Origin of the sequence: Parabacteroides sp. AF17-3 (genome assembly GCF_003635445.1) — a bacterium.
GTDB classification, from domain to species: domain Bacteria; phylum Bacteroidota; class Bacteroidia; order Bacteroidales; family Tannerellaceae; genus Parabacteroides; species Parabacteroides goldsteinii.
The window spans coordinates 1-13,874 of the sequence record NZ_QTMM01000008.1 but is presented as its reverse complement, the minus strand read 5'-3'; the positions used below and the strand labels follow the sequence as shown (position 1 = coordinate 13,874).

General features: G+C 45.4%; 13 protein-coding genes and 1 pseudogene. 8 read left to right on the top strand and 6 right to left on the bottom strand.

Going from position 1 to position 13,874, the window contains the following annotated elements; all coding sequences use genetic code 11:
• Positions 1-95: 95 nt before the first annotated feature.
• A complete protein-coding gene (locus DWW91_RS12030; protein ID WP_015532708.1) occupies positions 96-617 on the top strand; it encodes a dihydrofolate reductase family protein in 522 nt (173 codons plus the stop codon).
• 105 nt (positions 618-722) lie between these two features.
• On the opposite strand, the gene topB is transcribed toward DWW91_RS12030, so the two are convergent.
• The 6 genes from topB to mobA all read right to left on the bottom strand — a co-directional run bounded on the left by topB (position 723) and on the right by mobA (position 8,385).
• On the bottom strand, positions 723-2,804 hold the full coding sequence (gene topB / locus DWW91_RS12025; protein WP_122327880.1) for a type IA DNA topoisomerase: 2,082 nt from the start codon (positions 2,802-2,804) through the stop codon (positions 723-725).
• Complete coding sequence (locus DWW91_RS12020) at positions 2,801-2,989, bottom strand: hypothetical protein (RefSeq protein WP_117991502.1); 189 nt, start codon at positions 2,987-2,989, stop codon at positions 2,801-2,803. The genes topB and DWW91_RS12020 overlap by 4 nt, the downstream gene beginning before the upstream one ends.
• Positions 2,986-4,521 (bottom strand): DUF3945 domain-containing protein, encoded by a 1,536-nt coding sequence (locus DWW91_RS12015; RefSeq protein ID WP_122327879.1) that lies wholly within the window; start codon positions 4,519-4,521, stop codon positions 2,986-2,988. Before DWW91_RS12015 ends, DWW91_RS12020 begins: the two co-directional genes overlap by 4 nt.
• A gap of 173 nt (positions 4,522-4,694) precedes the next feature.
• Positions 4,695-6,704 carry a conjugal transfer protein MobC gene (gene mobC, locus DWW91_RS12010; RefSeq protein WP_007216067.1) on the bottom strand — a complete coding sequence of 670 codons (2,010 nt, stop codon included), beginning with the start codon at positions 6,702-6,704 and terminating at the stop codon, positions 4,695-4,697.
• 20 nt (positions 6,705-6,724) lie between these two features.
• A complete protein-coding gene (gene mobB / locus DWW91_RS12005; RefSeq protein WP_122327878.1) occupies positions 6,725-7,963 on the bottom strand; it encodes a conjugal transfer protein MobB in 1,239 nt (412 codons plus the stop codon).
• A complete protein-coding gene (gene mobA, locus DWW91_RS12000) occupies positions 7,948-8,385 on the bottom strand; it encodes a conjugal transfer protein MobA (protein WP_117981713.1) in 438 nt (145 codons plus the stop codon). Before mobA ends, mobB begins: the two co-directional genes overlap by 16 nt.
• A gap of 358 nt (positions 8,386-8,743) precedes the next feature.
• Between mobA and DWW91_RS11990 the strand changes: the two genes are divergently transcribed.
• The 7 genes and pseudogenes from DWW91_RS11990 to DWW91_RS11960 all read left to right on the top strand — a co-directional run.
• On the top strand, positions 8,744-9,121 hold the full coding sequence (locus DWW91_RS11990; RefSeq protein WP_118196868.1) for a hypothetical protein: 378 nt from the start codon (positions 8,744-8,746) through the stop codon (positions 9,119-9,121).
• Complete coding sequence (locus DWW91_RS11985; protein WP_122327876.1) at positions 9,118-9,879, top strand: ParA family protein; 762 nt, start codon at positions 9,118-9,120, stop codon at positions 9,877-9,879. Before DWW91_RS11990 ends, DWW91_RS11985 begins: the two co-directional genes overlap by 4 nt.
• Before the next feature lie 4 nt (positions 9,880-9,883).
• Positions 9,884-10,321 carry a DUF3408 domain-containing protein gene (locus DWW91_RS11980; RefSeq protein WP_122327875.1) on the top strand — a complete coding sequence of 146 codons (438 nt, stop codon included), beginning with the start codon at positions 9,884-9,886 and terminating at the stop codon, positions 10,319-10,321.
• A 1-nt stretch (position 10,322) separates the two neighbouring features.
• Entirely contained in the window at positions 10,323-11,003 is a 681-nt protein-coding gene (locus tag DWW91_RS11975) for a hypothetical protein (protein ID WP_122327874.1), read from the top strand.
• 165 nt (positions 11,004-11,168) lie between these two features.
• Positions 11,169-11,465 (top strand): DUF4134 domain-containing protein, encoded by a 297-nt coding sequence (locus DWW91_RS11970; protein WP_007216059.1) that lies wholly within the window; start codon positions 11,169-11,171, stop codon positions 11,463-11,465.
• Positions 11,466-11,476: 11 nt separating this feature from the next.
• Positions 11,477-11,803, top strand: a complete 327-nt coding sequence (locus tag DWW91_RS11965; RefSeq protein WP_032529744.1) for a DUF4133 domain-containing protein — start codon at positions 11,477-11,479, stop codon at positions 11,801-11,803.
• A pseudogene (locus DWW91_RS11960) lies at positions 11,800-13,824 on the top strand (TraG family conjugative transposon ATPase); the annotation flags it as partial. The gene DWW91_RS11965 and the pseudogene DWW91_RS11960, both read left to right, overlap by 4 nt.
• Positions 13,825-13,874: the final 50 nt, after the last annotated feature.

Below are 13,874 nucleotides of genomic sequence, written 5' to 3'. Positions count from 1 at the left end.
GTACCAGTGCCTCTACGTTGGAATAGTGTGAGTTCACGCTTTTTTTAGACGTACTGGCGAACAGTTTATAACTAAAAACTGTTTGATACCAACTTATGAAACATTTAAAAACTTGTATTGCCGTATCTCTCGATGGCTTCATTGCCCGAAAAGATAATGATTTGGACTGGATGCCGGAAAACGTTAAAAAGGAAATTTCGGCAGCTTATGAACAACCCGGTATATTTCTTGCTGGAGTGAATACCTATAACATGATTTTTAAACGTTGGGGCGGATGGCCGTACAAAAGTAAAAAGACTTTTGTAGTGTCCCACTACGACACCAATGTGACGAAAAAGGAGAATGTAACCTTTCTTACCGATATACCCTTACGGGCAATCAATGAACTTAAATCAAGTTCGGAAACCGATATTCAGGTCATTGGCGGCGGTAAGTTTATAACCTCGCTGATTGAAGCGTCCCTGCTGGATGAAATAACGCTGTATATCGTTCCGGTCATGCTTGGGGACGGTATCAAGTTTATAGGAAAGACTTTCGGGTCGAAGTGGGAACTGACCGGACACCGGGTGATAGACAATCAGGTCGTTTACCTGACCTACCAGTATAAAGGAGAATGATTTAAAAAAGCACCCGGTGTCCCTCCGGGTGCTTCAACCACAAAAATTTCAATTATAAATCTATCTATAATGAAACTTTCTGTGGCAAATATAACTATTTCCGTCTTATTTCTTCGGTTTGCCTTTCTTGTCAGGGAACACGAAAGTAACATTAAACTGCTCGTCAAAGGCAAGTGAAGCATCAAAGACTTTGCCGTTCTTGCTTTTAAAGCCTTTGATTAGCCCGGTTTTCCCGGTAGTCACCAGTTCAGTAATCTGTTTGTCCGTTAGCTGCTTGTCGCTCTTGTTGCGGAAGATGGTAACGGAACAATCCACATTGGAACATTTGGCGACTTTCGGATAGAAAAGGATGCGTCCCCTCTTGCATTTCGGGCAGATACAACCACTGCCCGAAGCGAAAGAAAGTTGAACATCCAAAAGTTCAGCCGTGATTTGCCGTGCATAAACTTCGATGCCTTTGCGGAACGTGTCGGGGTTCATTTCTCCGCTTTCTATTTTGGCAAGCGTATTTTCCCACATTCCCGTCATTTCAACGTCTGCTATCTTCTTGTCCCGGATGATATTATAAACGGCAAGTCCCTTTTCGGTCGGGACAAGGTTCTTTTTCTCCCGAACGATATACTGGCGGGAAAACAGCGTTTCGATAATGGCTGCCCGTGTTGCGGGTGTGCCTATACCCGTATCTTTCATGCTGGCTTTCAGGTCGGCGTTTTCCAGTTCTTTTCCTGCTGTTTCCATTGAAGAAAGCAAACTGCTTTCCGTGTGTAACGGTTTGGGCTTGGTCTGTTTCTCCAACAATTCAATGCCGGAAAGCGGTAAACTATCTCCGTCCTGCATGGCGGGTAAAGTGGCGTTATCTTCTCCGTCCTCTTTCTCGCCGAATACGGCACGCCATCCGGCGGACTTGATTACAGACCCTTTGACCGTGAAAAGCGACCCTGCACATTCCAGCGTTACACTGGTAACGTCTTTGACGCATTTTTCAGAAAAGGCTTCCAACATCCGTCCGGCTATCAGTTCGTAGATTGCCTGTTCGTCCGTTTCCAGTTTGCCGGGCAGGTTTTCCGTCACAATCAGGGCGTGATGGTCTGTTACCTTGCCATCGTTCACGGAACGGGAATTTAAGGCTTTGCCTTTCATCCCGGCGGCATATCCGCCAAAACGGGTGTACTGTTCCAAATTGACAAGACGTTCCGGGATTTCCTCGAACACGTCCTGTGAGATATAACGGCTTCCGGTTCGGGGGTAGCTGATTAGTTTACCCTCGTATAACTTTTGTGCGATGGATAGGGTTTTGTCTGCGGAAAAATTCAATTTGGTATTCGCTTCTTTTTGGAGCGTGGTTAGGTCATAGAGCAATGGCGGTTCTTGGTTTACTTCCTTACGCTCTACGGTTTTCACCTGTACCGTTTCCGCTTCCTTTATCCTTTGCAGCGTGTCGATGGCGGGCTGCTGCATATCGTACTTTTCTGTGGATAGTGCCGTAAAAGCTACATTGTCCTTAGTTGTCTGTAATTTTAGTTGCCAATACTTTTGCGGGATAAAGTTCTTATTCTCTAAAAAGCGGGTACATATCATCGCCAACGTGGGCGACTGTACCCGTCCCAAAGAAAAAATGCCTTGTCCGGCTGCCACACTTAAAGCCTGTGTACCATTTATGCCGATTAAATAATCTGCTTCGCTGCGTGCCTGTGCCGAAAGGAAAAGGTTATCATACAGGCTGCCGGCTTTCAGGTTTTGCAGTCCCTCACGGATTGACTTGTCGGTAAGGCTGCTTATCCATAAACGGACAAAGGGCTTGTTGCATCCGATATACTGGTAGATGTAGCGAAAGATAAGTTCTCCCTCGCGCCCTGCATCGGTAGCGACAATTATCTTATCCGACTGGTCGAATACATCTTTGATTACCTTTAGTTGTTTCAATGCGCCGGGGTCTGCCTTGTACCCTTTTTCCGCTTTCACTTGTCGGGGTGTAAGTTGAAAACTATCCGGGATGATGGGCAGACTTTCCCGGCGGAAACTCTGTATGCCGTATGCTTCCGGCATTGCCAAACCGGCAAGATGGCCGAACGCCCAGGTAACGAGATACCCGTTACCTGAAAGGTAGCCATCCTGTTTTTCACTCGCTCCTAAAATACGGGCAATATCCCTTGCCACGCTTGGTTTTTCTCCGATTACTGCAATCATTCTAATTTTGATTTTAATTGTTCCACTTCTTTTTGTCTTAGGATTTTCCGGTCATAATAGATGTGATAGCCATCTATATAATATTGTCGGTTCTGCTCGTCTATGGCTTCCCAGTCTGTTTTGTAACAGACAAGGGTAAACAGGGCGAAACCGACAACCGGGATAAGGATTAATACCGCTATCATCTTTTGCGTCCCCTGCTCTGTTTGGGTTTGTCCGTCTGCTCCTGCTTCTCCTTTTTATCCTGCTTGGTCTTTTGTTTTTCAGTGGGCTTGTCCTGACCCTTTTTCAAGGGTTCTTTCACTTTCTTGGTAGCTTCGTTGGTCTTGCCTTCCGAATTGACCGCTACCTGTGTGCGGTTCTTGCTGGCGGGGGTAATCTCTTTCACGGCGGAACGGTCAAAGCTGGGATTGTCACTGTAAAAGCCTAACTTCTTCTTATCATGGTTCACCTGAATATAAGCATCGTATTCGACCCCTCGCTTGTCTTTCAGCCCGGCAACATAGATGGTCTTGTCATTGAGTAAATCCTGCTGTTGCTGGCGGGATAGCTCTATTCCTGAAATGCTTTTGGGAATGGTTACACCGTCACTGGTGACAAGGCTGTTCTGCTGCGTCTGTTTCTGCCCTTGCTCCTGTGACTGTTTGGCATTGGGATAGATAAATTCCAGACTTTTCTTGTCGGCATTGACCTGAACAGTTGCGGAAAAGGGATTTTTACGGTTGGAAATCATATTTTCAAGGAATACTCCTTTTCCTTCCCGTAAGGCTTCCTTTTGTTCCTTGTTCAGTTTGATACCCTTTATTTCATCGGGTATTTGGACGCTGCTTGCACGCATGGAAACCAGTTCGTTTGTTACCTTATCCACGCTGACGAAAGAGGGTATCATTTCTCCCGTGATATAGTTTTTCAGGTTTACTATCCGTCCCATGTTTCCCGTTTCAAGAAGATTGGCTTTATCTTCTTTGGAAAATTCATGTCCGAAGAACGGACGTTCAAGTTCCGGCTTTTGTCGGATGCCGTGTATCGCCAAAACTACATTCCCGTCTTTGTCGTGCCGGAAAGATAAACGTGCGTCCAGTTTCATAATGGCTGAATTGTAGTTTCCGGCGATGGTAAACGCTCCGGGCGACTTGTAGCCCCTTAACATGGGTTCTAAAGCCTTTGCCTTTTCAAGCTGTTCTTTGGATAGACCAAAATTCTTCAAGGCTTCCCAGTCCACTTTATCCGGGTCAATCACATACTTGCTTTTGTCGGGTTGCTGCGGTGTTTGCGCCATTGCTCCCGCTTCTTTGGCTGGCTGCTGTGGTTGTTGGGCTTGGGTTTCCTGTTGTTCTTTCTTCGCTTCCTGCTTCACGGTTTCAGGTGTCACCCGGTAACGCTCTATGCCCGCTTCGTTTTCAGGTGTCGGATGATTGAAATTATCCCTGATTATCGGCTCGATTTTGGGAAGTTCAATCTTTGGGATTTTGAAGAAGTTAAAACGGGTCGGGTTCTTCAACTGGTTCATCATGTTGGAAAAGAAGTTGGAAAAGAAATCACCGTGACGGTCGAATTTCAAAAGTTCACTGTTGTTCTCCGGCGGTACGGTTTGGAGTTCCCCGTTTTCATCTACGCCTTTTACTGCGCTGATTGTCTTTTTCTCCTTATCCAGTACAAGAAGAATATCCATCATCTGTTCGTCAGTGGTGGATTGGCTGGCTGTGTTTACATCCATAATGTTTTGAATTTTAGTGAGTAAATAAATTTTCGGAAGTAAAAGTAAGGATGAAATAGAGTATATTTAAGGCTTTGGGAATAGGTGGCTTCATTAGTCCCTGTTTGTCCTTATTTGTCCCTGCCAATAAAAACGGCAGCCTGTAAAAAGCTGCCGTTTGTCTGAAAAATCTTCTATTCTTCTGTTTTTATTAAGTGCTGCAAATTGGGGTCGTTCTTAATCCGTTCCATTTCGTCCGTGACAATCTGCTGGACTTCTTGCTTGACCCGGTTGTAGTTCGCCTGTATTTCTTCCTGCATCCGGTCGTTCCCGTCCTCGTCCCTGAAATCTATAATTTGGGGCAGCTTCTTGTAGTTGGCAGTTTCCCGTTTCACTTGCTCGTTATCCACCACAATTTCCGCATGGAATATTTTTTGCTCGATGCGTTCATCGAAGTTGTCACTAACCGCACCCACAAACATACCCTGCGTTAAGTTAGATATTTTACTGGGCGGTATCAAACTATCCATCTGCGTACTGATTGAGGTTGATTTATCATTCCGGTTGATAGTCATGCTTTGGCGTTTCTGCAAGACCTTTCCGAAACGGTCTGAAAGCGTTTTTGCCGTTTCAGAAACCACCTGACCGCTAAAAATATTACCTACCGTATTTTCGATAACTTTGCTTTCCTTATCCCCATAATCCCGGCGTAACTGGCTGAAATCCTGAAAGCCCAAACAGACCGCTACCTTGTTGCTTCGTGCCGTTGCTATCAGGTTATCCAGTCCCCGAAAATAGATGGTCGGTAACTCGTCAATGATTACGGAACATTTTAGCTGGTGCTTCTTGTTTATCAGCTTCACGATACGGGAATTATACAGTCCCAAAGCACAGGAATAGATATTTTGACGGTCGGGATTATTGCCTACCACCAAAATTTTAGGTTCTTCCGGATTGTTTATATCCAGTGAAAAATCATCCCCTGTCATTACCCAATACAGGGCAGGTGAAATCATTCTTGAAAGTGGGATTTTAGCACTTGCAAGCTGCCCTTGCAACTGGTCTTGCGCATTGGATTCCCATGCGTCCATGAACGGTGAAAGGTAGTTTTCCAGTTCGGGATAACTGGTTAAAATTGTAAACGTGTCGGCATATTTCTTGTTCAGAAATTCAATGGCGTGCGGGAATGTACAATACTTTCCACCCTGATAGATTTTCAAAAACCAAATGATAGAAGCCAGTAAGATAATAGGACTTTCTACAAAGAAATCCCCCTGTTTGGTTATCCAACTGCGGTTCAAATTTAACATGATTGTATAACTGGCTTCGTATGCGTCCGATATGTCCGTCATAAATGCCGGATTTATCGGGTTGCATCGGTGGCTCTTACGTGGGTCGTCAAAATTGATTATGTAAAATTTGGGCTTCACCTTGTACCCGTCCGAATGGTTAAGTAAATGATTGTAGGCTATCTCCGAAAGGTCGGGAAATTTGTAATCATACAGATACATTGCGAAGCCCTTTTCTATTTGCTGTTTGATAAATTGATTTACGACACAAAAAGACTTCCCACTGCCCGGATTTCCAACAACGATGCACGCACGAAAAATTGCTACAACGTTTATCCATCCATCGTTCCACTTCTTTTTATAGTAGAAACGAGAACGAAGATTTACGGAATATTCGTTTTCTATCAGGCGTGTTTCCTGTGCGAAACTTTCATTTTCCAAATTAAACACATCGTCCATCAGGTTATTTTTCAACAGGCGGGAAATCCATACTCCGGCTGCCAATAACGAAAGATACCCGGCTGTCATGGTAAAGATATACAATGCCGTGTTTGCCGCCAGTGGCAACGGTAAAACCAATAACCACCAGTTCAGGAAAAACAGGATAAAACCGATTGTCAGGAATACATAAATCTTGTTCCATGTGATTTTTTCCTCTTTCACTCCCTTTGTTCCCAAACAGGAAAGCGCAAGGAATACCACTGAAAAAAGTTTGGTATATAGGATATTGGAGAACAGCCCGGCGGTACGCTGGAAGTTCAACAGGATTTTATCGACTACCCCGATATTGATACCCCATTCCCGGAACGACTGGTAACAAAACCAGTATATGTTTATCACTACAAATAAAATACTGATTGCCCGCATAAAGTCCATGACCTTTGCAAGTCCTCTTAAATCATCTTCATTCTGCATAATTGAAATTTTTATAGTTATTAAATACGTCTTTGTTTCTTCTTCTTTTTCTTCTTGGGTGGTGGAACTTGGCTGTTGTCGGGTGGCGTATCGTCCCCACCGGATAACAGGCTGAACAGTCCCGCAATGGCTTTTCCTGTATTTTCAAGATGTCCGGTCGGGTTATATTCCGGTTTTTGTTCCTGCGTTTCCTGTTTACTGTTTCCCGTCAAAGTACGGGAGCCGGAAAACAGGTCATTGAACACATTGGCGGAAAAGTCTTTTCCCAACCGTGAACCGTTCAGGACGGTACGGTTTTCGTGGTCGATGAATGTTACACCGTATATCCTGCCTGTATCGTTCTGCCGGAAAAGAACATCTATACCTTTCTTTTTCAGTTCTTGTTCCAGTTCCTTACGATTATGGGCGGATTTCATTACTGCCCCAACCGTCCGGCGGGTACGCTCTTTCAGGTTCTTGTCCTGAATGTCCTTTGCGGATTTCTTGATGTGTCGCTGGATGGCTTCGTAACCTACCGACTTACCCAAAGAGGAAGATTTGAACGGGTTTCCCTGCTTTTCTCCCTTGTCATTGGTTGCCGAATAGACAATGCCGTTATAGGGCTTGCCGTTCACTTCCCCTTTCACTTCTTCCGCCTGTACATTATATATAGATAGCAACGCTTTGTATTCCGTGAAACTTTGGAAACGGTAGCTGCTGGCAAGGGCTTTCACCGTATTGGCTAACTGGTGCTTTACGTCCCCTGCCCGGTAATCCACCTTTTTAAGTTCGGGGCGGTCTGCTGCCTGTTTCTTCTCTGCCGGATGCAGCCCGTATTTCTGTTCCAGTTCACGGGTGATTTGTTTGCTGCGGATATGCTCGAACTTGTCGTTTATCTTTTTGCCTGTTTCATCTACCCGGATGGAAACGATATGTATATGATGCCTTGCAATATCTTCGTGCTTATACACCATAAACGGCTGATTACCGTACCCCAACTTATCCATATATTCTTTGGCGATGTCCGCAAGCTGGCTGTCTGAAAGCACATCGTCCGGGTGCGGGTTCAGGGAGATATGGATAATCGGCTTTTCCGTTTTCAGGTCTGCGGGCAGGTGCATATCGAAACATTCCATACATCGCCGGATGCTGAAATTTCCGTCCTCGCTTTCAAACATCCGGTTGCTTAAAAGTACCTTTCCCTGCTGTTCATCCACCTTGTTTTGGTTGTAGGAAAGCGCACCGAACAGGGAACTACCCACACTTATTTTTGCAACCATCTTGTTTCAAATTCACGGGTCAATTCAATAATTTGGCGGTTCAGGTCGGCAAGTTCTATCGTTGCCTTTTCCAGTTTATAGAGAAATGCGAGTGCTTTCTTCTCTGAAAAATTGGTATTGAGAGCCTTTACCACCTGATTATAATTCACGGCGATACCCCTGTACTGGGAATATAAGGCGGTCAGCCGGGTATAATATTCTACCGCCGCCTTGTCGATTTTAATCACTTTGAACGGTTCGCCGAAGATACGGGCGGTGATAAAATGCGCTTTGGTGCGCATACCGGACTGGTCGAACAATGCCAAAAAGCGGGCGTGGTCTATCGCATTGAAGCTGATAGAGTACCGGAACACTGCCGGGTCTGCTTTGGGCTTGCGTCCTGCGCCACCCGGACGGGGCGCATTTTCATTTTTCTGTTTCATGCTACATTTTTTTAAAGGGTTACGACTTCGGAGTGACCCTATCCCGGCTTCGTCCGGGCAAGGCGTTCAAAGCTGCTGAAAGAATTTCAAGCAGCGCAGAACACACCTTGCTATTTGCCAGTGCAAATAAAAATCCGCCTACGGACGGATTGGAGTTAGCGGATATTGGAACGCTCCCGGCGGCGGGGGCTTGGTTAGCCTGACCGATACCTTTCGGTTGCAAAGTAACGGGTATTAAAAATGCTGTGAAATAGCGGGTTATAGGACAAATGAGGACAAACGGGGACATTTGAGGACACATCTCGAAAGGGGTTGTTTTTCTACGTTTATTTGTCCCGGATTTCAGAAAGATAGCAATATGGATAGATGGAAATATGTAACGGAAAGCGGACGGAAAGAAAGCGGTTTTGAAAACTTGAAAACAAGATTTCAAGATTGCAATCTTTCAAGAAAGCAGGAAAGCAAACCGGATGGAATGATTGAAAGGAAACAGGCTTGCAATCGGGAAAGCAAACGGTCTGCAAAGAAAACAAGCTGTCTTTGTGGAATGAATGAAAACAAAAAAGCAAGGAAGAAAACAACCTGCCTTTGTAGAAAGATAGCAAGAAACAAGGAAAGAGAAAAAGAAGTCATTCCGGCTTTTGAGCTTTCAACATGGCACGAAAGAAAACCATCCGTTAATCTGTACGGATGGAATGAAATAAAGATGTATCACAAAAAAGAATTATTACAATGAAGAAAGAAACCTTGTATGTGGCTTTCTCCACCCAAAAGGGCGGGGTCGGCAAAACAACATTCACCGTCTTGGTGGCAAGTTACCTGTATTACCTGAAAGGGTATAACGTGGCGGTCGTGGATTGCGACTACCCGCAGCACAGTATCAGTGCCATGCGCAAACGGGATGCCGAACAGGTGAACGGTGACGATTATTACAAACAGCTTGCTTTCAACCAGTTCAAAACACTGGGGAAGAAAGCCTACCCGGTGCTTTGCAGTTCACCGGACGAAGCGATTAAAACGGCGGATGAATATCTTGCGTCTGCCGGGATGGATTATGATGTGGTCTTTTTCGACCTGCCCGGAACGGTGAACAGTGAGGGTGTTATAAACTCCCTTTCAGGGGTGGATTATATTTTCACTCCCATAGCCGCCGACCGGGTGGTATTGGAAAGTAGCCTTTCCTTTGCGGTGGCAATTCATAAACTGCTGGTAAAGAATGAAGCGTGCCGACTGAAAGGGCTGCACCTGTTTTGGAACATGGTAGATGGCAGAGAAAAAACAGACCTGTACACCCTGTATGAACAGACCATAGGGGAACTGGAACTACCGCTTATGAAAGTATTTATCCCGGACACAAAACGGTTCAAGAAAGAACTGGACGCACAACGCAAAACTGTGTTCCGTTCTACGCTGTTCCCGGCAGACAAACGGCTGGTAAAAGGCAGCAACATGGAAGAACTGATAACCGAAATCGCATACCTTATTAAACTGTAACGATATGGCAAAGCAAAGCGGCGGGAAACCGCAAATTGACGAGGATTTTATGAAAGAGAGTATTTCACAGGGCTTGCCCGTGAAGAAACAGGAAACGCCATCGGTGGCGGTGGAAACACCGGATAAGCAGGGAACGGTGGATAAGGAAGAAATCAAGGCAGAACCAAAGGAAGAAAAGGCGGTGAAAGAACCTGCCCGCCGGAAAAAGAACACTCCGGGCGATTACCGGGAAACCTATTTCATGCGGGTGGACTTGACCGACCGCCAACCGTTATATGTCAGCCGTACCACCCACGAAAAGCTAATGAAGATAGTAACCGTTATCGGCGGACGCAAGGCAACCGTCAGCAGCTATGTAGAAAATATCCTGCTCCGGCATTTCGACCAGTTTCAGGACGAGATAAACGAACTGTACGAAAGCAAATTTGAAAAGCCGTTCTGATATGTTGAAATGGTTTATTATCGGAACACTCCTGTATTACGCCGTTCTCTTATGGCGATACCGGGATAGCTTGGGAACATGGTTCACGGGCGAGAAAAGAGAGCCGGAACAACCGGATAAAAAACCGACCGTGAAAACCGGAAACGGGGATTGTCTTGTAGGTGAAAGCCGTTACCGGGTGGGACAAATGAGGACAAACGGGGACATCTTAGGACACCTTTCAAAAGGGGTTGATAATGCTTCTATATTTGTCCCGCAAAGCGGTGAAACGGTGGAAGAAACGCCTGCTCCGCAAGCGATTGAAACCGAGTTTGAAATGGAGTATGAAACAGAAGATGCAGAAGAAACGGACGTTTCGCCCGATGAAATCGAAGCGGAAGAAATAGCCTGTTACATGGGCGGCGGTGAGCCTGAAATGGCGCAGGGTATCACGCTGGGGGAACTGGCGCAAATGGTACAGGTCATTCAGGTAAAACAAGCGTCCGACACGGAAGAACGGCAAGCCGTTCAGACCATCTGCCGGACGGAAACAAACCTGTTTAACTCGCTGGTGGAGCAGATTAACGGGGGCAGGTCACGGGTAGCGGAACTTTTACAAAAGCATGAGATACCCGTACCCGCCACCGTCCCGGCTGCCGGAAGTAGTGAAATGGCAGACTTTGACATGAACGATTTTCTTTAATGGTAAACTTTAAATAATAAGATGATGAAACAGAGAGATTACGGTTAAGACAAACCTTTCTGAACACTGGGGAACACTCCCCACAACCACAAAAATTCAATTATTAATCACTCCGCCGGGCGGACTATCCAACCGCCCGGCAATTTAAAAATCAATGTATTTATAATGAAAAAGAAAGTTCTCTTTTCGGCAGTCGCTCTATTGGCTGCATCCTCTGCTTTTGCACAAGGTAACGGCATGGCGGGTATTACAGAAGCTACCAACATGGTAACATCCTATTTCGACCCGGCGACAAAATTAATTTACGCCATCGGTGCGGTGGTGGGCTTGATTGGCGGCGTGAAAGTCTATGGCAAGTTTTCTTCGGGCGACCCTGACACCAGTAAAACGGCGGCTTCGTGGTTCGGTGCTTGTATCTTTTTGATTGTCGCTGCCACTATCCTACGTTCATTCTTCCTCTAAAGAAATGGACTATGGCAGACTATCCGATTAACAGGGGGATAGGCAAGCCAGTTGAGTTTAAAGGGTTGAAAAGTCAGTATCTTTTCATTTTTGCGGGCGGGCTGTTAGCCCTGTTCGTGCTTTTCATCATCATGTACATGGTAGGCATTAACCAGTGGGTGTGCATCATCTTCGGCGTTACTTCGGCAACGCTGCTTGTATGGCTCACATTCCGGTTAAACGAAAAGTACGGGACACACGGGTTAATGAAATTGTCCGCACGCAAAAGCCACCCTTTCCATATCATCAACCGAAAAGCCATATCCCGATTATTCCATTTAAAACAAGCATCGAAATGAGAAATATATTAAAAGCTACTACGCTGGAAAACAAGTTTCCACTGTTCATGGTGGAAAACGGCTGTATCGTTTCCAAAGATGCCGACATAACGGTGGCGTTCCGGGTGGAACTGCCGGAACTGTTCACCGTCACGGCAGCCGAATACGAAGCGATACATTCCGCTTGGAACAAGGCGGTAAAGGTGCTGCCCGATTATAGCATCGTTCATAAACAGGACTGGTTCATCAAAGAAAACTATGCGCCTGACATCCAAAAGGATGATTTGAGTTTCCTTTCCCGTTCCTTTGAACGGCATTTTAATGAAAGACCGTTCTTAAACCATACCTGCTATTTGTTTCTGACGAAAACGACAAAGGAACGTAGCCGGATGCAGAGTAATTTTTCTACTCTTTGCCGGGGCTTCCTTGTCCCCAAAGAGATAAAGGACAAGGAAACGGTTACAAAGTTCCTCGAAGCGGTGGGGCAGTTTGAAAGCATTATGAATGATAGCGGTTTCATTACCCTTACCCGCCTGACTTCGGACGAAATCACCGGGACAAAGGAAACGGCGGGTATCGTGGAAAAATACTTTTCACTCTCACAAACAGACACTACCACATTGAAAGATATTCAACTGAACGCCGAAGATATGCGGATAGGTGACGATATTCTTTGTTTGCATACTCTTTCGGATGCGGAAGATATGCCGGGCAAGGTGGGAACTGATACCCGCTATGAAAAGCTATCCACCGACCGGAGCGATTGCAGATTATCTTTTGCTTCTCCGGTGGGCGTGTTGCTCTCCTGTAACCATATCTATAACCAGTACATCTTCATTGACGACCATACGGAGAACCTGAAACAGTTTGAAAAGATGGCTCGCAATATGCACTCGCTTTCCAAATACAGCCGTGCCAATCAGATAAACAAGGCTTGGATAGAGGAATATTTGAACGAAGCACATTCACAGGGGCTTATCTCCGTGCGATGCCATTGTAATATCATGGCATGGAGTGACGACCGGGACGAACTCAAACACATTAAAAATGATGTGGGGTCACAGCTCGCACTTATGGAGTGCAAGCCACGTCATAACACCACCGACACACCGACCTTGTTTTGGGCGGGCATACCCGGCAATCAGGCGGACTTTCCGGCGGAAGAAAGTTTCTACACTTTTACCGAACAGGCTCTTTGCCTGTTCACCGAAGAAACGAACTACAAAAGTTCGCTTTCTCCCTTTGGTATCAAGATGGGGGATAGGGTCACAGGAAAGCCGTTGCATATTGATATTTCAGACCTACCCATGAAAAAAGGTATCATTACCAATCGCAACAAGTTCATACTTGGGCCGAGTGGTAGCGGCAAGTCATTTTTTACCAATCACATGGTGCGCCAGTATTACGAACAAAATGCGCACGTCCTGTTGGTTGATACCGGAAATAGTTACTTAGGTCTATGTGAAATGATTAACCGGAAAACGCACGGGGAAGATGGGATATATTTTACCTATACCACTGAAAACCCGATAGCGTTTAATCCTTTCTATGTTGAAGATGGGGTATTCGATATTGAAAAGAAAGAGAGTATCAAAACGCTTATCCTGACCCTGTGGAAAAGGGACGATGAAGCCCCCACACGGGCGGAAGAAGTGGCTTTGTCAAACGCCGTAAGTTCCTATATCGAACTGATTACTAAGGATAGTTCGGTTACTCCCTGCTTCAATACATTCTATGAATATGTGAGGAATGACTACCGGGCGCACCTGCAAGAAAAGAACGTCCGGGAAAAGGATTTCGATATAGACAACTTCCTGAATGTATTAGAACCTTACTACAAAGGGGGCGAATACGACTACCTGCTGAACTCCGACAAGGAACTTGATTTGCTGCATAAACGCTTCATTGTCTTTGAGTTGGATAATATCAAAGACCACAAAATTTTATTCCCCATTACTACGATTATTATCATGGAAGTATTTATTTCCAAAATGCGTAAACTAAAGGGTATCAGGAAATTAATATTGATTGAGGAAGCATGGCTGTGACATGTAAGTCTTATGTGTGATTGTTTAACGTTCCATTCCACGAG

Coding starts and splice junctions, on each gene's coding strand:
- DWW91_RS11980 (WP_122327875.1), top strand. CDS start 9,884: ATGGCAAAGCAAAGCGGCGGGAAACCGCAAATTGACGAGGATTTTATG.
- DWW91_RS11965 (WP_032529744.1), top strand. CDS start 11,477: ATGGCAGACTATCCGATTAACAGGGGGATAGGCAAGCCAGTTGAGTTT.
- mobC (WP_007216067.1), bottom strand. CDS start 6,704: ATGCAGAATGAAGATGATTTAAGAGGACTTGCAAAGGTCATGGACTTT.
- DWW91_RS12015 (WP_122327879.1), bottom strand. CDS start 4,521: ATGGATGTAAACACAGCCAGCCAATCCACCACTGACGAACAGATGATG.
- topB (WP_122327880.1), bottom strand. CDS start 2,804: ATGATTGCAGTAATCGGAGAAAAACCAAGCGTGGCAAGGGATATTGCC.
- DWW91_RS11990 (WP_118196868.1), top strand. CDS start 8,744: ATGGATAGATGGAAATATGTAACGGAAAGCGGACGGAAAGAAAGCGGT.
- DWW91_RS12030 (WP_015532708.1), top strand. CDS start 96: ATGAAACATTTAAAAACTTGTATTGCCGTATCTCTCGATGGCTTCATT.
- DWW91_RS11985 (WP_122327876.1), top strand. CDS start 9,118: ATGAAGAAAGAAACCTTGTATGTGGCTTTCTCCACCCAAAAGGGCGGG.
- mobA (WP_117981713.1), bottom strand. CDS start 8,385: ATGAAACAGAAAAATGAAAATGCGCCCCGTCCGGGTGGCGCAGGACGC.
- mobB (WP_122327878.1), bottom strand. CDS start 7,963: ATGGTTGCAAAAATAAGTGTGGGTAGTTCCCTGTTCGGTGCGCTTTCC.
- DWW91_RS11970 (WP_007216059.1), top strand. CDS start 11,169: ATGAAAAAGAAAGTTCTCTTTTCGGCAGTCGCTCTATTGGCTGCATCC.
- DWW91_RS12020 (WP_117991502.1), bottom strand. CDS start 2,989: ATGATAGCGGTATTAATCCTTATCCCGGTTGTCGGTTTCGCCCTGTTT.
- DWW91_RS11975 (WP_122327874.1), top strand. CDS start 10,323: ATGTTGAAATGGTTTATTATCGGAACACTCCTGTATTACGCCGTTCTC.